Here is a 17,651-nt window from a genome sequence, read left to right as displayed (position 1 = left end):
GTGGGACTCAGGCGGGGACAGCGGCCGCCTCCCGCGGGCCTCCGCGCGATCCGGCGAGGCGAGCGAGCAGCGCCCCGGCGACACGATCGGTCTGCCGGAACGACAGCGCGTCGCTGCGCGGGCGGGTGAACGCGCCGCCCTCGGGATGCGAGGTGAACGGGCCGATCGCGAACAGGGCGTCGTGGACCGCGCCGTCGGCGCGACGCACCCGACCGTCCGCGTCGACGACGACGCGCCCGATGGTGAGCGTGCGCTCGCCGTCGGCGACCCGCAGGACGGTGCCGTGCACGGTGGCCAGCTGGCGCAGAGCGGCGCTGTCGCTGGTGGCCGCGTCGCTCGGCGGAAGCCAGGCGTCGACGAGGGTCCGCGCCCGCGTCGCACCCGGCCGAGACGGGCTGGATGCCGCGAACGACGCCCCGGAGGGGCCGCCCGCGTCGATCGCGATCTCGAGGTCGGGGCCGAGGAAGCGGACGATGCCGGCGTCGGCGAGCGCGAGCAGCTCCTCGAGACGGTGCGCGGGCGGGCCGCTCGCGACGTAGCTGAAGAAGGTGTGCCAGCGCACGGGCAGCAGGTCGGCCCGCGAGCGGGCGTTCCACCGTTCCGCGGGGATCTCGCTGAGCGCCAGGAAGGAGAGCAGGATCGCGAAGAAGAGCCCCTGCGCGGGGCTGCGCTCGGGCGCGGTGCGCAGGTGGAGGTCGCCGCGGATGTGGGCGACGACCGCATCGTGCGCGTCGTCGCCGTCGCGGAAGACCGCGCCCGCGAAAGGGCGATCGAGGGCGGCGATGTCGAGCCGGTCCAGCGGGTCGGTGACGAGCGCGGCCAGCGCCGCGTGCAGCGCGGGGTCGTCCCAGGCGTGCGTCGACAGCAGCGCCCGCGCGTGCTCCCACGTGCCCGCGACCCGGTCGGGGTACCCCGTGAACAGCTCGCGATAGTGACCGTGGAGGAGCTCGCGGGCGATCAGCGGCCAGGCGTCGCGCTCGAAGTCGAGGAGGCGCCCGTCGTCGCCGGGTGCCGCGAGGGCCGCGATCGCGGTCGGTGTGAGCACCTCGCGGCGGGGAGCCTCGCCCCGCAGCTGCGACGAGACCTTGGACCGGTAGGGGACGCCCCGTCGGGAGCCGAGATGCAGTCGGGGCTCGCGGCCGGAGGGGACGTAGCGCAGACCGTCCGCCGCGCGCTCGAACCGCCCCCCGCGCCCCTGCGTCAGCAGGACGACGAGATCGACCGCGGCGAGCCCGAGCCCCCGCACGATGACGTCGGCGGCCGCGGGGACCCCGTCGAGGTCGAGGTCTGCGGTGAACGCCGGCGGGATGTAGTCCAGGCCCGCACGTCGCGCGGCGTCCGCGAGGACCGCGGTCGGGCTGCCCGCGGCGGGGGCCGAGGCGACGTGGCCGATCGCGTAGACCACGGCATCCGCGGGCAGTGTCCCGCCCGAGGCGAGGGCGACCTCCCACTCCGCGCCGACGGCACGCACCTCGGTCACCTCGTCGACGTGCGTGCGGATGACGACGCCCTCGGGCGCCGCCGCGACCACCCGGCGCGCGAACCACTCCAGGTAGAAGCTCTGCAGCCGCCGGGTGGGGAACGCGTCGCCGGTCAGGGCCCGGGCCTCGGCAGCCACGACCTCGTCGTCGATCTCGACGTCGGCGAGGAGACCCTCCCGCCAGGACTGCGCCCACTCGATCAGCGAGGGCCCCGCGACGACCGGCCCCTCGATGGAACAGGTCTCGTCGGTGAACACCGTGACGTCCTGTGCCATCGAGTTGAGCTTCAGCAGCGGCGACTGCGCGCGCCGCCAGATGCGCCCCGCCCCGAGCGGATGGGGGTCGACGAGATCGATCCTCAGATCGCAGGCGGCGTCGGCGCGCGCGACGATCCGCTCCAGCAGCATGATCGCCCGGGGACCGCCCCCGACGATGACCAGGCGCGAGGTCATCGAACGGCGACGCTCGCGTCGAGGGGACGCACGGCGGGAAGCCCCAACAGGTCGCGGAGGGTCGCGCCGTCCTCGTACGCCTGACGGTACGAGCCGCGCTCCTGCAGCAGGGGCACGACCCGGTCGGCGAACTCGTCGAGACCGTGCGGGGTGAGGTGTCCGACGATCGTGAAGCCGTCGGTCGCGCGCCCCTGCACGTAGCGGTCGATCTCGGCGGCGATGTGCGCCGGCGTCCCGACGAAGGTGTGCCGCGCGGTGAGGCGGATGACGACCTCGCGGATGCTGAGGTTCTCGCTCTCGCTGAGCTCGCGCAGCGAGGCGATGCGCCGCCGAACGGCGGCGTGACGGTTCGCCCACCCGTGGTCCGACTCGGCGCCCGTGTCCGGATCGATCTCGGGGAGCGGACCGTCCGGGTCGTAGCCGCTGAGGTCGCGCCCCCACACCTGTTCGACGTAGGTCAGGGCGACCTCGGGACGCACCTGCTGCCGGGCGATCTCCCGCGAGCGCTCCTCGGCCTCCTCGGCGGTGTCGCCGATCACGAAGCTGGCGGCGGGGAGGATCTTCAGCGACTCCTCGTCGCGGCCGCCGGCGGCCAGGCGGCCCTTGACGTCGTCGTAGAAGGCCCGCGCGTCGTCGAACTCGGTGTGCAGCGAGAAGATCACCTCGGCGTGGGCGGCCCCGAAGTCACGGCCGTCGGCAGAGTCGCCCGCCTGCACGATCACCGGCCGCCCCTGCGGGGAGCGCGGCACGTCGAAGACCGCGTCGACGTCGAACTGGGGGCCGCTGTGGCGCACTCGTGCGGGTGCGCCCGCACGCAGGTACTCCCCCGCGGCGGCATCCGCGACGACGTCGCCCTCCGCCCACGAGTCCCAGAGCTTCTTCGCGAGCTCCGCGAACTCGGCGGCGCGCGTGTAGCGATCGGCGTGGTCGAGGAAGCCGCCGCGGCGGAAGTTCGCGCCGTGGAACGCATCCGAGCTCGTCACGGCGTTCCACCCGGCGCGTCCGGCGGAGAGCCAATCGAGGGTGGCGAGCTCCCGCGCCAGCTCGTACGGCTCGTTGAACGTGGTGTTGAGCGTGCCGACGAGCCCGACGTGATCCGTGACGGCGGCGAGCGCCGCGAGCACCGACAGGGTGTTGGGCCGGCCGACGACGTCGCGTCCGTGGATGCGACCGCGATGCTCGCGCAGGCGCAGCCCCTCCGCGAGGAAGACGTAGTCGAACAGCCCCTTCTCGGCCGTGCGACCGAAATACTCGAAGGAGGAGAAGTCGATCTGGCTGCCCGAATGCGGGTCGTTCCACACCGTCGTGTTGTTGACGCCCGGGAAGTGGGCGGCGAGATGGATCTGACGACGGCTCATGCGAAGGCCTTCTCTCGGGTGGGGGTGGTGGTCGGTCGTGCCAGACCGAGACGGCCGCGCAGGCTGACGCGGTCGTCGCGGACGAGGCCGCCGAACGCGTCGAGCAACGGGACCACGCGCTCCGCGACGGCGACGACGTCGCGCGGCTGACGAGCGGGTCGCAGGCGCACGCCGTCGACCCCGGTCGCCGCCAGCGCGCGGATCTCGTCCACGACCTCGAGCGGGGTGCCGATGACGATGCGCGCATCGGAGGCGAACGCGGAGCCGGCGAGATCGTCCAGACGCGCGGCGGCGGCGCGCGCCGCGGCCGGGGTCTCCTCGATCAGCACGACCAGATCGGCGAACACCCGGAGGCGCTCCCGCCCGCGTCGGTGCGCGGCGACGGCCTGATCGAGCTCGGCCAGGATCCCCGTGGCCGACGCCTCGTCGTGCGGTGTGACGAAGACGACGTCGGCCTGCTCGGCGGCCAGTCGGAACGGCACCGTCTGGTGCGCGAGCACCGTGATCAGCGGACGCCCCTGCGGCGAGCGCGGCACGATCGAGGCCCCCTCGACGGAGAAGAACTCGCCCTCGAACCGCGCGGGGTGCACACGATCGGGGTCGAGGAAGAGGCCCGCGGACGTGTCGCGGACGATGGCGTCGTCGTCCCACGAGTCCCACAGTCGTGTCAGCACCTCGGCGAACTCGCCCGCCTCGCGGAAGGCGGCCACCAGCTCGGGCGCGTCCTCGACCCGTCCGGATGCCGGGAGCCGTCCCGGCCCGTCCGGACGACGTCCGAAGTTCGCGCGCTCGGCGGGCGACGCGCCCGCGACGAGGCGGACGCCCGCGCGGCCACGGCTCGCGAAATCCAGCGTCTGGATGCCGGTGGCGACGTGGAACGGCTCGGGGTGCGCGGTCGTGACCGTCGGTACGAGCCCGATCCGCTGCGTGAGCGGAGCGACGTACGACGCGACGAGGACGGCGTCGAGGCGGCCGCGGACCCGATCCGATGCCGGGTGCTGCGCGTCCTCGAAGCGGTCGGTGAAGCTGAGGGCGTCCTCGATCGTGGCGAGCACGAGACCCGCGCGGTCGGCGCTCGCCACGAGGCGCCGCCAGTAGTGCGGGCTCTGCAGGTCGTGTGGGGCGGCGGAGGCGTCGCGCCAGGCGGCGGGGTGCCACCCGGCCCGGTCGAGGGCGAGGGCGAGATGAACCGGGGCTGTCATGTCGGCCACTGTGCGTCGGCCCCGCACGATCTCTCAACCGGCGACGACACAGGACGACGCACCTCGACACGCGGCGTCATCTTCCCCGTGGGTTCGTCGTGAGACGGGTGCGGTCACCGGCCTAGGCTCGGGGCATGACCCGTCCCGATCGGCACGACGCCCCCACGACCCATCTCGACACGCGGGCGGTGCACGCCGGCAACCGGGTCGACCCGGCTTCCGGCGCGATCCGGACGCCGGTGGTGATGGCCAACTCCTACGCGCTGCCCGAGGACCCGTCCGCCCTCGACTGGTCGGGCACCGACGTGCCGCTGTACACCCGGAACTCGGGCGTCAACCAGCTCGCGCTCCAGGAGAAGCTCGCGGCACTGGAAGAGGGCGAGGATGCCGTGGCCCTGGCATCCGGCGTCGCGGCGCTGCACGCGGTCTTCTTCACCTTCCTGCGCACCGGCGACCATGTCGTCGTCGCCGACGTCACCTACGAGGCCAGCTGGCGGCTGTTCGCGCAGCTGCTCCCGGAGAAGTACGGCATCGACGCGACGTTCGTGGATGCCGCCGATCCCGCCGCCGTCGAGAACGCCATCCGCCCCGAGACGCGGCTGATCCACGTCGAGACGATCGGCAACCCCACGACGAAGGTGACCGACATCGCCGCCGTCGCGCGCATCGCGCACGCCGCGGGCGCGTTGCTGTCGGTCGACTCCACCTTCACGCCGCCGCCCCTCTACCGGCCGCTCGCCGACGGGGCCGATCTGGTCGTCCACTCGCTGACGAAGTTCATCAACGGCCACGGCGATGCGATGGGCGGTGCGGTCATCGGCCGTCGGGAGCTCATCCAGCGGATCAAGGCCGACGCGATGGTCGACGTCGGCGGCGTCATCTCGCCCTTCAACGCGTGGCTCATCCAGCGCGGGTCGGTGACGCTGCCACTGCGTCTGCCCCGTCACCTGGAGACGGCGCAGCGGCTCGCCCGCGTGCTGGACGCCGATCCGCGCATCGCCTTCGTCGCCTATCCGGGGCTGGAGAGCCACCCGCAGCACGAGATCGCGCGACGTCAGTTCGGCGGGCGCGGGTTCGGCGCCGTCATGGCGTTCGCCGTCGACGGGGGTCCCGAGGTGCAGAACCGGTTCGTCTCGCACCTTCGCGTCATCACCTCGGCCGTCTCCCTCGGGCACGACGAATCCCTCATCGTCCACATCGGCACGGGCGGCCCACGGACCCTCGCGTACCCGGAACCGTTCCGCCGCTACGGTCATCTGCGTTTCTCGGTGGGGCTCGAGGACGCCCGCGACCTGGAGGCCGACCTCCTCGCCGCGCTCGACGACACGTTCGCATGAGGCCCTCCGACGCGCGCGTGTTGCCCGACGTGTCGGACGCGTTTGCGTGTCGCGTCGCGGACGCCGACAGTGGACGGATGACCGCATCGCCCGCCACGGCCGCCAGCGAGATCGCGCTGGACAACGCCGCCTGGTCCTCCCTCGCCGGCCCCCATGCGACGTTCGCGATCGGCGACGACCTCGCCCGCCGGTATCCGGAGGACGTCGCGCCGTTCGTGGCGGTGCGATCGTGGGACGAGCCGGGCGTCTGGGACGCGTTGCGCGGCATCCTCTCGCCGGGTGAGGCGTTCGGGCTGTCCGGCTTCGACGGCGAGCTCCCGCCCGGATGGGCGCTGCTCGGCGGCGGCGACGGGGTGCAGCTGGTCGAGACGGCGGCGCTGTCGCCGCGCCCCGACGACGAGGCGGTGCTCCTGGGCACCGACGACGTGCCCGAGATGCTCGCGCTCGTGGAGCGCAATCAGCCCGGTCCGTTCCGCCCCCGCACCCACGAGCTCGGTCGCTACATCGGCATCCGCCGCGGCGACCGCCTGGTCGCGATGGCCGGCGAGCGCCTGCACCCGCAGGGGTGGACGGAGATCAGCGCCGTCGCCGTCGACGACGACCATCGCCGACAGGGGTTGGCGTCCCGTCTCGTGCTCGACGTCGCGTTCCACATCCAGCAGCGCGGCGACCGCGCTCTCCTGCACGCCGCGGCGTCGAACACGGGTGCCATCGCCGCGTACGAGAGGCTCGGCTTCGCGTTGCGGCGACGCACGCGGTTCAGCTCCGTGCGCGCACCCCTCTGACCGCCGCGCCGCGTGACGCCGCGTGACACCAGCCGGGCGATCCGACGCGGCGGCGCGCCTAGCGTGGAGGCGTGACCCGTCCCCTACGTGCGCTCGGCTTCCTCACCATCGGCCTCTTCGACCGCGCCGACCCTCGACCCGGGCATGAGGCGACCCTCGCGATCATCGAGCGGGCCGAACGGCTCGGCTTCGACAGCGCCTGGCTGCGCGATCGCCACCTCCAGTACGGCATCTCGTCGCCGGTCGCCGTCCTGGCGGCCGCGTCGCAGCGCACCCGCCGCATCCGCCTCGGCACCGCCGTCATCCCGCTCGGGTTCGAGAACCCCTTCCGTCTGGCCGAGGACCTGGCGACCGTCGACGTCCTCTCCGGCGGCCGGCTGGAGCCCGGATTCTCGGTCGGTCCGCCGCGCCGCTTCGATGAGATCGCCGAGGCGCTCTACCCCGACACCGCCGCCCACGAGCGGTTCGGCTACGAGAGGCTGGCGCGCCTGCGGCGGTACCTCGCCGGCGACGCGGTGAGCGCCTTCGCCGGCGTGGAAGGCATCGAGGAGTACTCGGAGCGCATCGAACCGCACTCCGCGACGCTCGCGCAGCGCCTCTGGTACGGCGCGGGCAGTCCCGAGTCCACGCGGTGGGCGGCCGAGAACGGGTTCCATCTGCTCACCAGCAGCGTGATCCAGTCGCGGGAGACCACCGACTTCGACCGCGAGCAGCACGCCCAGATCCGCCTCTTCCGCGAGCATCATCCCGACGGCGAGCGCGCCCGCGTCTCGCAGGGTCTGGTCGTCATCCCCACCGACACCGCGACGGCGGATCAGCGTGAGCGGTACCGCGCGTACGCGGCGTCGCGCGCGCACCGCGTGGGCGTGCCGCACGGCCCCAAGCGGATGCTGTTCGCGGCCGACATCGTCGGCACCTCGGAGGAGATCGCCCAGACGCTGACGCAGAGCCGGGCCTTCGCCGAGGTCGACGAGGTGGCCTTCGCACTGCCGTTCAGCTTCCGCGAGGCGGACTACGTCCAGATCCTCGAGGACATCGCCGGCGTGCTCGCCCCGCTGTTGGGCTGGGAGCCGGCGGCGGACGCCACGGTGTGATCGCCGCGATCACCAGCCGCGGAAGGCGTCTCCGGGCGTCGGTCCGACGGCGACGGGCCGGCGCCGATCACGCGCCCACTGGCTCCACGAGCCGGCGTAGACGGCGGCGTCGATGCCCGCCGTCGCCAGCGCGAGCGCGGAGTGGGCCGAGGCGACGCCCGTCCCGCAGTACAGCACGACCTCGCCGTCCGGATCGATGCCGTGCGCCCACAGGATCGACCGCACCTCGGCGGCGTCGTGCAGCGCTCCGCCGTCGCGGATGAACGTCGTGGTGGGCAGGTTGACGGCGCCGGGGATGTGGCCCGCCGCCGGATCGGCCCCCGCCGCGGTGCCGCGATAGTGCGCCGGCGCCCGCACATCGATCAGGACGCCGTCCACGGGCGCGCGCGCCGCATCGTCGATGCCGACGACGCGGGGGCCGCGCCCCGTCAGGGTGACGCCGCCGGGCTCGGCCACGTGGTCGCCCGCGCTGACCGGCAGGCCCCGGGCGACCCAGGCGCGGATCCCTCCGTCGAGAACGCGGATGTCGATGCCCCGGTTGCGCAGCAGCCACCACGCGCGCGCCGCCGCCACGGAGTCGTTGTCGTCGTACGCGACGACGAGGTCGCCGTCGTCGATCCCCCACCGGCGGGCCGCGCGCTCAATGTCCTCCGCGTGCGGAAGCGGCAGGCGTCCCTCCTCCGGGTGGCCGCGTCGGGCGAGATCCCGCTCGAGGTCGACGTACACGGCATCCGGCAGGTGAGCCGCGAGGTAGGCGGGCCGGCCCTCCGGCACGTCCAGTCGCCAGCGCACGTCGAGCAGCCTCACGGGTCTCGCGTCGGCGAGCGCCGCGCTCAGTCCGTCGACGTCGATGAGATGCGGCATCTCCCCAGGCTCTCCCCGCGAGCCGTCGAGCGGAAACGAGGTCGAAACCAATCGCAACAGGACGAAAGACGGCGTCGCATTGACGCCCGCGTGTCACATCAGGCTGGCGATGAGCCCCTCGACGCGCGCCCTGATGTCGTCGCGGATGCCGCGCACCACCTCGACCGGCTGACCGGCCGGGTCGGTGAGCTCCCAGTCCTCGTAGCGCTTGCCCGGGAAGATGGGGCACGCGTCGCCGCAACCCATCGTGATGACGACGTCGGCCTGCCGCACGGCATCCGTCGTGAGGATCTGCGGCGTCGCGGTCGACAGGTCGATCCCCTCCTCGGCCATGACGGCGACGGCTGCCGGGTTGACGGCGTCGCCGGGTTCGCTCCCGGCGGAGAAGACGTCGATGCGATCCCCGGCGAGGGCGCGGAGGTAGCCGGCGGCCATCTGTGAACGACCGGCGTTGTGCACGCAGACGAAGAGCACGGCGGGAGCGGTGGCGGACATGGTTCCTCCGTGTCGGGCGACGGTGTGGGACGCGGGCGGTGCGACGGTGCTCGCCGCCCGCCGCCGAATGGTCCGCACCAGAGGATCCCCGATGCGTCGACGGATGTCAACACGGACGTCGCCGGCTCGTGCGGGCGCCGTGCCCCGATCGGCCGGCGAAGATCATCCTCCCGGCGGATGCCGGTGCATCCGCCGTCCGATGTGCGGCTCCCGCGCCGTCCGTAGCGTCGAGACCATGACCACCTCGACCCTCGTCCTCGCTCCGGCCTCCCCTCCCGCGACGTCGTCGTCGCGGACCCCGCGCGTGCCGCGGACCACGCGGATCGCGCTGTCCGACCGCGGGGCGGCGACGTCCGTCGGCGCCGCCGTGCTGTCGATCCTCGGCAGCATGATCGCGATCGGCGTGGCCGCGATGGGCGTGCTCGTGGTGCCCGTGGCGGCGCTCGTGGTCTTCGGTCCGGCGCTGCTGGCACGCTTTTGAGGGCGACCGCCCCGGTGCGCGATGCGTCGACGTGGGTTCACGGCGGCGTGGGGCAGCTCCCGGTACGGTGAAGGCATGACGGAGACAGCCCCCGCCGCCTCCCCCGCTCCGGCGGCCGCCGCGGCATCCGCGCGCACGCACGCCGTCGTCCGGCTCATGCGTCATCTGCCCGCCACCCTGCTCACGGTCGTGGCGATCATCGTCGTGGGCGTGCTGTCGCAGGGCCTCTGGGAGCCCTTCGACGAGAGCGCCGGCATGGACGTGTGGGCCTACGGACTGCCCGCCCTGCAGGCCGGTCGCTGGTGGACGCCGCTGACGGGCACCTTCTTCGTCGCCGAGCCGTGGCTCTTCGTCCCGACCATCCTCGGCTTCATCGGGATGGGCGTCCTCGAATACGCCCGCGGCACGCGCGTCGCCCTCGCCTACTTCTGGATCGGTCAGATCGTCGCCGTCCTCGCCACGGCGCTGCTCCTGGCCGCGCTCAGCGTCTTCTCCGGGTGGGAGTGGGTGCAGGAGACCGCGACCACGCTCGACGTCGGCGCCAGCGGCGGCACGTTCGCCTGCATCGCCGCGGTCATGGGCCTCCTGGCGTCGCCCTGGCGCCTGCGCGGCTGGCTCGTGCTCATCGCCGTCGTGATCGTCGGCGTGCTCGTGCTCGGAACCGTGGCGGACCTCTCACACCTCCTCGCGGTCGTGGCCGTCCTCCTCTTCGACCGCACGCTGCGGCCCCGCCGTGCGACGCTGCGGGAGCAGCGGCTCATCGCGTTCATCGGCATGGTGTCGTTCGTGGGCATCGAGGTGATCCTGACGATCATCCCGACCTACGGCCCGTTCGGCAGCACCGATCCGCTCTCCAGCTCGTGGATCACGACGGTCATCGACGTCGTCGTCGTCCTCGTGATCGCGCAGGGCCTGCACCGCGCGCGTCGCTGGGCGTGGATCTGCGCACTCGTACTGCTGTCGCTCAACATCCTCTCGGCGACGCTCCTCGCCGCCGTCGTCACCCTCGACGTCCACTTCGACCTGGGCGTGCCCATCGACGGCGAGACGGCCATCGAGATCGGGAGCGGACTCATCGCCCTCGTGCTGCTGGTCTACCTCGTGCTCGTGCGCGGCGCGTTCGCCGGCGCTCCGCGCACGGCGCTCGGGGCACGAGGGGCGGAGCCGACCGCCCGCGATGCCGCCGACCTCATCCGCACCCACGGCGGCGGGACGCTCTCGTGGATGACGACCTGGGAGGGCAACAGCTACCTCGGCACCAGCACCGGCATCGTGACCTATCAGATCCGGGCGGGCGCGGCCATCGCGCTGGCCGATCCGCTCGGACCGGAGGAGGGACGCGCCTCCTCGGTCGCGGAGTTCATCGCGGCGGCCGAGCAGGCGGGCCTGGCACCGTGCTTCTTCAGCGCCGGCGCATCGACGCTCGAGGCCGTGCCCCCGACGTGGCGCTCGCTCGTCGTCGCCGACGACACCATCGTCGATCTCCCGGGCCTGGCCTACACCGGAAAGCGGTGGAACTCCGTCCGCACGACGCTCAACCGGGCCGGTCGCGAGGATATGACCTTCCGCCTCACGCGCCTCCGCGACGAGTCGTGGGGTGTGCGCACGCAGCTGCAGGCGATCTCGAACCAGTGGGTCGGCGAGAAGCAGCTCCCGGAGATGCGCTTCACGCTCGGCACGCTCGCCGAGGCCGACGACCCCGAGGTGCGCATCGCCCTCGCACTGGACCCGCGCGGGGACGTGCACGGGTTCCTGTCGTGGATGCCGGTGTACGGCGAGAGCGGCATCCGGGGATGGACGCTCGATCTGATGCGTCGCCGCGAGCACGGGTTCGGCCCCGTCATGGAGTACCTGATCGGCAGCTCCGCCGCGGCGTTCCGCGACGAGGGCGCCGAGATCATGTCCCTGTCCGGCGCCCCCCTCGCGCACGAGTACCCGCCCGAGGCGCAGGGGCTGTCGGCGCTGAGCACGCGCCTGTCGGACGCGCTGGAGCCCGTCTACGGCTTCCAGTCGCTCCACCGCTTCAAGCAGAAGTTCCACCCGCGGTACGAGACGATGTACCTGCTGTTCCGCGACGAGGCCGACCTGCCGCGGATCGGCGCCGGACTGACCCGGGCCTTTCTGCCGTCCGCGACGACGCGCCAGTTCGCCAGCGCCGGTCTGGAGCTGCTGCGCGGGGAGCGCTGAGCGCGCGGCGGTCAGTCGTGGCCGACGAGTTTCAGGCCGACGACGCATCCGACCAGTCCCACGATGAGCAGCATCCGTACGAGCGAGAACTGCTCGTCGCCGGTGATCATCGCGTACGCGACGGTGAGCGCGGCGCCGATGCCGACCCACACGGCGTAGGCGGTGCCGGTGGAGATGTCGCGCATCGCCCACGCGAGTCCGCCCATGCTGGCGACGAGCGCCACGGCGAAGACGATCGTGGGAGCGGGCCGGCTGAAGCCCTCCGATTTGCCGAGGGCGGTGGCCCAGACGGCTTCGAGGATGCCGGAGACGATGAGGACGAGCCAGGACATGACGAGACCTTTCGGCCAGTCTTGTCGCTCACCGGGTACTGGGATCCCTCGTCCGGAGACCCTGTCGGGGTCCGGGTACGAGGATAGCGTCGCCGGCTGATCAGGAGCCGGGCACGAGCAGGAAGATCCCGTCGAGCAGTCCGGGGTTGTGGGCGTGCACCAGGACGGCGAAGACGACGGCGTCGAACAGCAGGTGCACCGTCACGACGTAGCCGAGTGAGCGCGTCTTGAGGAAGATCACCGCCTGCAGCAGAGCGAACGGGATCGTGAGCACGGGGCCCCATGCCCGGTAGCCGAGCTCCCAGAGGAAGGAGACGAAGACGACGGCCTGCAGGAGGTTCGCGGCGACGTCGGGCAGGTGGCGGCGCAACAGCACGAACACGGTGCAGATGAAGAACAACTCGTCCCAGATGCCGACCGCGCCGACCCCGACGAACAGCCGGGCGATGAGCTCCGGCGAGTCGACCACGGGCCAGTTGCGGTACACGCCGGAGCTGATGAAGTAGAACGGCAGGAGGGCCCATCCGAGCACCAGCACGGCGACGAGCCAGGCCCACTGCCAGCTCTTCCAACGCCCGCCGCCGCGCCAGGGGAACCGGATGGCCCGGTCGCGGTACACCCACCGTGAGACGGCGTACGGCACCGCGACGGCGCCGCCGAGCGCGAGGGTGAAGCGGACCATGGAGAGGTCGTCGAGCTTCGCCTCGAGCGAGATCGCGCTCACGACGAGCATGCCCAGCGCGATGAGCGAGAGGTCGCGGGCGAGCGAGGGTCCGGATGCGGCGACCCGGCCCCGTTCCCGCGCGATCGCGGCGCCCACCCCGAGGGCGAGGAGCCCCACGCCGATCAGGGGCTGCAGCAGCACGAAGAACGCGGGCGCGGCCAGGCAGACGATCAGGGCGGGGCCGACGGCCGTACCCCACCGGCGGGAGGACGCGTCCGAGGCCGCCGTCGAGATCATGCCGCGCCGGAGGGGCCGCGCGCCGCGCGACGGTAGGCGAGGTCGCGGATCTCGCGCCCCTTGGCGAGCCCCTTGCGCTCGAAGGCGGTCATGACCCGTCCGTCGAAGCGCGGTGCCCACGCCCCCTCGAACGCCGCGGCGAACTCCGACGCGGAGCCCAGCACGGCGCGCATCTGCAGGGCGTAGTCCTCCCAGTCGGTCGCCAGCCGCAGCATCCCGCCGTCGCGCAGCGCCCGCGCCGCGAGCGGCGGGAAGGCGGGGGCGACGAGCCTGCGCTTGTTGTGCTTCGCCTTGTGCCACGGGTCGGGGAAGAAGATCCAGAGCTCGTCGACGCTCGCCTCGGGCAGGAGGTGCTCAAGGACCTCGGGCGCGTTCGCCTCGACCAACCGCAGATTGCGCACACCGTCGCGGTCGGCGTCGAGCATCGTCCGGGCCAGGCCCGCGCGGAACACCTCGACCGCCAGGAAGTCGGTGTCCGGCGTCTGCGCCGCGGCGTGCACGATCGCGTGGCCCTGGCCGGAGCCGATCTCGACGATCAGCGGCGCGGTGCGCCCGTAGACCTCGGCAGGCGCGATGGTCGTCCCCGGCAGGATGCTGGTGGCCGCGGCATCCCGCTGCACCTCGATCACGTACCGCGGCGACAGCTCCGCCCACGCCCGCTCCTGCGCGTCGCTCATCCGGCCGCTGCGCCGCACGAACGAGACGGGCTTGTCGCGGTAGCGTGGGGCGGGTTCGGTCTCGTGCGGCATCCGACCAGGGTACCGGCGGACGCCGCGCCGTCAGGTGGTGACGAAGTCGATGAGCTCCTCGACGCGCCCGAGCAGGGCCGGGTCGAGGTCGCGGTAGCTGTGCACGGAGCCGAGGATCCGCTGCCACGTCCGCGCGATGTCGGCCTGGTCGTGCGCGGGCCAGCCGAGCGCCCGGCTCACGCCGACCTTCCACTCGATGCCGCGCGGCACCTCCGGCCAGGACGCGATACCGAGCGCACGCGGCAGGACGCACTGCCACACGTCGATGTGGGGGTGCCCGACGATGCGCACGTGCGCGCCGTGGGGCCCGCGCGCGACCGCGTCGGCGATGCGCGACTCCTTCGAGCCCGGCACGAGGTGGTCGACGAGCACGCCGTAGCGCCGTCCCGGCCCGGGCGGCTCGTCGCGCAGCACGGATTCGAGGAGGTCGACGCCCTGGAGGTACTCGACGACCACGCCCTCCACGCGCAGGTCGTCGCCCCACACCTTCTCGACCAGCTCGGCGTCGTGGCGGCCCTCGACGAGGATGCGGGAGGCGCGCGCGACCCGCGCCCGCGCGGTGTCGGCGGCGAAGGAGCCCGACGCCGTGCGCCGCGGCCCGGTCGCCGTGCGCCGCGGGGGCTCGAGCACGACGGCGGCACCGTCGATCAGGAAGCCTCCGCCGAGCGGGAACAGTCGGCGCCGTCCGCGCCGATCCTCCAGCTCGACGTGGCCGGACTGGATGCCGGTGACGGCTCCGCAGAACCCGTCGCCGGCCACCTCCACCACCAGGTCGGCGGTGGCTTCGACGCGCGGGACGACGGCGCGACCGGCGTCGCGCCATCCCGCGGCGAGCACATCCGCTCCGTACCGGTCGGGGCCGAATCCGTCGTCGATCATGGTTCCTCCGAAGCCGACACCCTACCGGGCCGACTCCCGCCGGGCGGGACGACGGGCCGCGTCCGCGCAGACCCGCAGCATCCCGTCGGTCCGCCTATCGTGCCATGCCGCGCGGGGCATAGGATCGAAGGGAGGGAGCGAGGGACCCGCGCCTCGCGCAGGGAGGATCACGCATGCGTGCGCGTCTGTGGCTGGCTCTGACGGCGGCAGCGGCGATCGTCCTCGGCGGTGCGGCGGCAGCGGTGGCGACGAGCCCCGTCGCCCTGAGCTCCTCGCGCGTCGTCGACCAGTCCGGGGTGCTCTCCGGGGCCCAGGTGTCGGAGGTCGACACGCGCTTGCGCGCCCTGACGGCCAGCTCGGGAGTCGACCTGTGGGTCGCCTACGTCCCGCAGTTCACCGACCCGTCCTCCCCCGAAGAGTGGGCGAACCAGACGGCTCAGAACAACGGTCTCGGCCCGCACCAGTACCTGCTCGCGATCTCCACCGACGGCCGGCAGTACTACCTGTCGGGGTACTCCGCGGGGCCGGTCACCGGCGACGAGCTCACCACGATCGAGCAGCAGCGGGTACAGCCCGCGCTCAGCTCCGGCGACTGGGTCGGCGCCGCGACCGCCGCCGCCGACGGGCTGGCCGACGCGATCGCGGGGGGCTCGGGAGGCACCTCGGCGGGAGGTGCCGGCGGCATCGTGCCGATCCTGCTCATCGTGGTCCTGCTGGCCCTCGCCGTCCTGGTCGTGTGGATCGTCGTCCGGTCGCGGCGCCGCGGTCCGCAGGGCGCGACACCGGGGGCGCCGCCGCCGGTCAGCCTCGAAGACCTCGCCCGCCGCGCGTCGTCGGCTCTCGTGCAGACCGACGATGCGGTCAAGACGAGCGAGCAGGAGCTCGGCTTCGCCCGGGCGCAGTTCGGCGACGACGCCGCCCGCGAGTTCGCCGCCGCACTCGCCGACGCGAAGTCGAAGCTGGACGAGGCGTTCTCGCTCAAGCAGAGGCTGGACGACGCGACGCCCGACAGCGACTCCGACGCGCGGGCGTGGAACGCGCGCATCGTCGAGCTGTGCGACGCCGCGAACGCCCAGCTCGACGAGAAGGCCGCCGCCTTCGACGAACTGCGCAAGCTCGAGCAGAACGCGCCCGAGGCGCTGGCCCGCCTCCAGCAGCTGCGCGCCACGGTGGGCGGCGCACACGAGGCCGCCGCCTCGGCCCTCGCCGCCCTCCGCACGACCTACGACCCGCTCGCGCTCGCCCCGATCGCGGACAATCCCGAGCAGGCGCAGCAGCGGCTCGCGTTCGCCGACACCCAGCTGACCACCGCTCAGCAGCAGATCGGCGCCGGCAACGGCGGCGCCGCGGCCGTGAGCATCCGGGCGGCCGAGGACGCGGTCTCGCAGGCGCAGGTGCTGCAGGACGCGGTCGGTCGCCTCGGCGCCGACCTCGCGCAGGCCGAGACGGACGCCGCCGCCCTCATCGCCGACCTCGAGACCGACATCGCCGCGGCGAGCGCCCTGCCCGATCCGGACGGACGGATCGCGCCGGTCATCGCGGCGACACGCGCCGAGGTGGATGCCGCCCGCGCCCTGATCACGGGCACGGCGAAGCGCCCCCTGTTCGCGCGCGACGAGCTCGATCGGGCGAACGCGCAGATCGACGCCCTGCTGGCGGGCGTCCGCGACGCACAGCAGCAGGCCGCGCGCGCCGCCCAGCAGCTCGGCGGCCTCCTGGCCCAGGCGCAGGGCGAGATCTCCGCCGCCGAGGACTTCATCGGCTCGCGCCGCGGGGCCGTGGGCGCCGAGGCGCGCACGCGGCTCGCCGAGGCCGGTGCCTCCCTCGTCCAGGCGCGCCAGCTGCAGCAGTCCGACCCCGCCCAGGCCCTCGCCGCCGCGCAGCGCGCCCACGACCTCGCGACGCAGGCGCTGCGCGCCGCGCAGAACGACGTGGGCGTGTTCCAGGGCGGGATGTTCGGCGGCACGGCCCCCGCGGCGCGCGGCAACGGATCGGGCGACATGATGGGCGCGATCCTCGGCGGGATCGTCATCAACTCGCTCCTCGGCGGCGGCGGTCGCCGAGGCGGTTTCGGAGGCTCGTCCGGCAGCCGCGGCGGCAGCATCTCCCCCGGCGGCTTCGGCGGGGCCGGAAGCCGGTCCCGCCGCGGAGGGGGCCGTTTCTGAGCCGGCATCCCGCCCTTCTCCCGCCCACCACCACTGACCTCGCAGTCCCCGCAGTTTCCCGCTAGGAAAGGAAAACCGATGGCAAAGCAGTCCATCTTCGGCCGCATCTCGACTCTCGTGAAGGCGAACATCAACGCGATGCTCGATTCCGCCGAAGACCCGCAGAAGATGCTCGACCAGCTGGTGCGCGACTACACCAACTCGATCGCCGACGCCGAGTCCGCCATCGCTGAGACCATCGGAAACCTGCGCCTGCTCGAGCGCGACCACGAAGAGGACGTCCGTGCCGCCGCGGAATGGGGCAACAAGGCCCTCGCCGCCAGCCGCAAGGCCGACGAGCTGCGCGCCGCCGGCAACGCCGCGGATGCCGACAAGTTCGACAACCTCGCCAAGATCGCCCTGCAGCGCCAGATCAGCGAGGAGAACGAGGCCAAGGCCGTCCAGCCGACGATCGCCTCCCAGACGGAGGTCGTCGACAAGCTCAAGGACGGCCTCAACGGCATGAAGCAGAAGCTCGAGCAGCTCAAGGCGAAGCGCAGCGAGCTGCTGGCGCGCGCGAAGACCGCCGAGGCGCAGAACAAGGTGCACGACGCCGTCAAGTCGATCGACGTGCTCGACCCCACGAGCGAGCTCGGACGCTTCGAAGACAAGGTCCGTCGCCAGGAGGCCCTCGCCGCCGGCAAGGCGGAGCTGGCGGCATCCAGCCTCGATGCCCAGTTCAACGAGCTCGAGGACGTCGGCGAGCTCACCGAGGTCGAGGCGCGGCTGGCCGCGCTCAAGAGCGGCGGCAGCCCCACGGCGGCGCTCGAGCAGTAGGAACGGCGCGCAC

At 73.1% G+C, this 17,651-nt stretch carries 16 protein-coding genes and 1 riboswitch; of the genes, 7 read left to right on the top strand and 9 right to left on the bottom strand.

Annotated features, from left to right (window positions below; genetic code table 11):
* Window positions 1-7: 7 nt before the first annotated feature.
* The 3 genes from KY498_RS15925 to KY498_RS15915 are packed head-to-tail and all read right to left on the bottom strand — an operon-like array spanning window position 8 to window position 4,493.
* On the bottom strand, window positions 8-1,933 hold the full coding sequence (locus tag KY498_RS15925; RefSeq protein WP_191008898.1) for an FAD/NAD(P)-binding domain-containing protein: 1,926 nt from the start codon (window positions 1,931-1,933) through the stop codon (window positions 8-10).
* On the bottom strand, window positions 1,930-3,291 hold the full coding sequence (locus tag KY498_RS15920; protein ID WP_060960867.1) for an NtaA/DmoA family FMN-dependent monooxygenase: 1,362 nt from the start codon (window positions 3,289-3,291) through the stop codon (window positions 1,930-1,932). Before KY498_RS15920 ends, KY498_RS15925 begins: the two co-directional genes overlap by 4 nt.
* On the bottom strand, window positions 3,288-4,493 hold the full coding sequence (locus KY498_RS15915) for an LLM class flavin-dependent oxidoreductase (protein ID WP_061782539.1): 1,206 nt from the start codon (window positions 4,491-4,493) through the stop codon (window positions 3,288-3,290). Before KY498_RS15915 ends, KY498_RS15920 begins: the two co-directional genes overlap by 4 nt.
* Window positions 4,494-4,627: 134 nt before the next feature.
* Between KY498_RS15915 and KY498_RS15910 the strand changes: the two genes are divergently transcribed.
* From KY498_RS15910 to KY498_RS15900, 3 genes are all read left to right on the top strand, one after another.
* Window positions 4,628-5,830, top strand: coding sequence for a PLP-dependent aspartate aminotransferase family protein (locus tag KY498_RS15910; RefSeq protein ID WP_101306650.1), 1,203 nt, complete (start codon window positions 4,628-4,630; stop codon window positions 5,828-5,830).
* Window positions 5,831-5,907: 77 nt separating this feature from the next.
* Complete coding sequence (locus KY498_RS15905) at window positions 5,908-6,615, top strand: GNAT family N-acetyltransferase (protein WP_191008899.1); 708 nt, start codon at window positions 5,908-5,910, stop codon at window positions 6,613-6,615.
* A 71-nt stretch (window positions 6,616-6,686) separates the two neighbouring features.
* Entirely contained in the window at window positions 6,687-7,709 is a 1,023-nt protein-coding gene (locus KY498_RS15900; protein ID WP_060960870.1) for an LLM class flavin-dependent oxidoreductase, read from the top strand.
* Window positions 7,710-7,718: 9 nt separating this feature from the next.
* On the opposite strand, the gene KY498_RS15895 is transcribed toward KY498_RS15900, so the two are convergent.
* Both KY498_RS15895 and KY498_RS15890 read right to left on the bottom strand, forming a co-directional pair.
* Window positions 7,719-8,573 (bottom strand): sulfurtransferase, encoded by an 855-nt coding sequence (locus KY498_RS15895; protein ID WP_101306651.1) that lies wholly within the window; start codon window positions 8,571-8,573, stop codon window positions 7,719-7,721.
* A gap of 93 nt (window positions 8,574-8,666) precedes the next feature.
* Window positions 8,667-9,068, bottom strand: coding sequence for an arsenate reductase ArsC (locus KY498_RS15890; protein ID WP_191008900.1), 402 nt, complete (start codon window positions 9,066-9,068; stop codon window positions 8,667-8,669).
* A 235-nt stretch (window positions 9,069-9,303) separates the two neighbouring features.
* On the opposite strand from KY498_RS15890, the gene KY498_RS15885 reads away from it, so the two are divergent.
* Together KY498_RS15885 and KY498_RS15880 are read left to right on the top strand one after the other, a co-directional pair.
* Complete coding sequence (locus tag KY498_RS15885; protein WP_191009713.1) at window positions 9,304-9,549, top strand: hypothetical protein; 246 nt, start codon at window positions 9,304-9,306, stop codon at window positions 9,547-9,549.
* Between the two features lie 75 nt (window positions 9,550-9,624).
* Entirely contained in the window at window positions 9,625-11,736 is a 2,112-nt protein-coding gene (locus KY498_RS15880; protein WP_191008901.1) for a bifunctional lysylphosphatidylglycerol flippase/synthetase MprF, read from the top strand.
* 11 nt (window positions 11,737-11,747) lie between these two features.
* Here KY498_RS15880 and KY498_RS15875 read toward each other — a convergent pair whose 3' ends face one another.
* The 4 genes from KY498_RS15875 to KY498_RS15860 form a co-directional block, all read right to left on the bottom strand.
* Entirely contained in the window at window positions 11,748-12,068 is a 321-nt protein-coding gene (locus tag KY498_RS15875) for a multidrug efflux SMR transporter (protein ID WP_101306654.1), read from the bottom strand.
* A 10-nt stretch (window positions 12,069-12,078) separates the two neighbouring features.
* A riboswitch (guanidine-III (ykkC-III) riboswitch) is annotated at window positions 12,079-12,145 on the bottom strand.
* 23 nt (window positions 12,146-12,168) lie between these two features.
* A complete protein-coding gene (locus KY498_RS15870) occupies window positions 12,169-13,029 on the bottom strand; it encodes a CPBP family intramembrane glutamic endopeptidase (RefSeq protein WP_191008902.1) in 861 nt (286 codons plus the stop codon).
* Window positions 13,026-13,778: a tRNA (guanosine(46)-N7)-methyltransferase TrmB gene (gene trmB, locus KY498_RS15865; RefSeq protein ID WP_191008903.1), complete on the bottom strand. Its 753-nt coding sequence runs from the start codon at window positions 13,776-13,778 to the stop codon at window positions 13,026-13,028. The genes KY498_RS15870 and trmB overlap by 4 nt, the downstream gene beginning before the upstream one ends.
* Before the next feature lie 30 nt (window positions 13,779-13,808).
* Complete coding sequence (locus KY498_RS15860; protein WP_191008904.1) at window positions 13,809-14,657, bottom strand: DUF3097 family protein; 849 nt, start codon at window positions 14,655-14,657, stop codon at window positions 13,809-13,811.
* Window positions 14,658-14,830: 173 nt separating this feature from the next.
* Here KY498_RS15860 and KY498_RS15855 point away from each other — a divergent pair, with 173 nt between their 5' ends.
* Both KY498_RS15855 and KY498_RS15850 read left to right on the top strand, forming a co-directional pair.
* A complete protein-coding gene (locus KY498_RS15855; RefSeq protein WP_191008905.1) occupies window positions 14,831-16,822 on the top strand; it encodes a TPM domain-containing protein in 1,992 nt (663 codons plus the stop codon).
* Window positions 16,823-16,900: 78 nt separating this feature from the next.
* Window positions 16,901-17,638, top strand: coding sequence for a PspA/IM30 family protein (locus KY498_RS15850; protein ID WP_060960880.1), 738 nt, complete (start codon window positions 16,901-16,903; stop codon window positions 17,636-17,638).
* The last annotated feature ends 13 nt before the right edge of the window (window positions 17,639-17,651 follow it).

Source organism: Microbacterium sp. PAMC21962, from assembly GCF_019443465.1.
Classification (GTDB): Bacteria; Actinomycetota; Actinomycetes; order Actinomycetales; family Microbacteriaceae; genus Microbacterium; species Microbacterium hominis.
The sequence above is the reverse complement of the archived record's forward strand: the minus strand, read 5'-3'. Positions and strand labels throughout refer to the sequence as shown.

Coding starts and splice junctions, on each gene's coding strand:
- KY498_RS15925 (WP_191008898.1), bottom strand. CDS start 1,933: ATGACCTCGCGCCTGGTCATCGTCGGGGGCGGTCCCCGGGCGATCATG.
- KY498_RS15920 (WP_060960867.1), bottom strand. CDS start 3,291: ATGAGCCGTCGTCAGATCCATCTCGCCGCCCACTTCCCGGGCGTCAAC.
- KY498_RS15915 (WP_061782539.1), bottom strand. CDS start 4,493: ATGACAGCCCCGGTTCATCTCGCCCTCGCCCTCGACCGGGCCGGGTGG.
- KY498_RS15910 (WP_101306650.1), top strand. CDS start 4,628: ATGACCCGTCCCGATCGGCACGACGCCCCCACGACCCATCTCGACACG.
- KY498_RS15905 (WP_191008899.1), top strand. CDS start 5,908: ATGACCGCATCGCCCGCCACGGCCGCCAGCGAGATCGCGCTGGACAAC.
- KY498_RS15895 (WP_101306651.1), bottom strand. CDS start 8,573: ATGCCGCATCTCATCGACGTCGACGGACTGAGCGCGGCGCTCGCCGAC.
- KY498_RS15890 (WP_191008900.1), bottom strand. CDS start 9,068: ATGTCCGCCACCGCTCCCGCCGTGCTCTTCGTCTGCGTGCACAACGCC.
- KY498_RS15885 (WP_191009713.1), top strand. CDS start 9,304: ATGACCACCTCGACCCTCGTCCTCGCTCCGGCCTCCCCTCCCGCGACG.
- KY498_RS15880 (WP_191008901.1), top strand. CDS start 9,625: ATGACGGAGACAGCCCCCGCCGCCTCCCCCGCTCCGGCGGCCGCCGCG.
- KY498_RS15875 (WP_101306654.1), bottom strand. CDS start 12,068: ATGTCCTGGCTCGTCCTCATCGTCTCCGGCATCCTCGAAGCCGTCTGG.
- KY498_RS15870 (WP_191008902.1), bottom strand. CDS start 13,029: ATGATCTCGACGGCGGCCTCGGACGCGTCCTCCCGCCGGTGGGGTACG.
- trmB (WP_191008903.1), bottom strand. CDS start 13,778: ATGCCGCACGAGACCGAACCCGCCCCACGCTACCGCGACAAGCCCGTC.
- KY498_RS15860 (WP_191008904.1), bottom strand. CDS start 14,657: ATGATCGACGACGGATTCGGCCCCGACCGGTACGGAGCGGATGTGCTC.
- KY498_RS15855 (WP_191008905.1), top strand. CDS start 14,831: ATGCGTGCGCGTCTGTGGCTGGCTCTGACGGCGGCAGCGGCGATCGTC.
- KY498_RS15850 (WP_060960880.1), top strand. CDS start 16,901: ATGGCAAAGCAGTCCATCTTCGGCCGCATCTCGACTCTCGTGAAGGCG.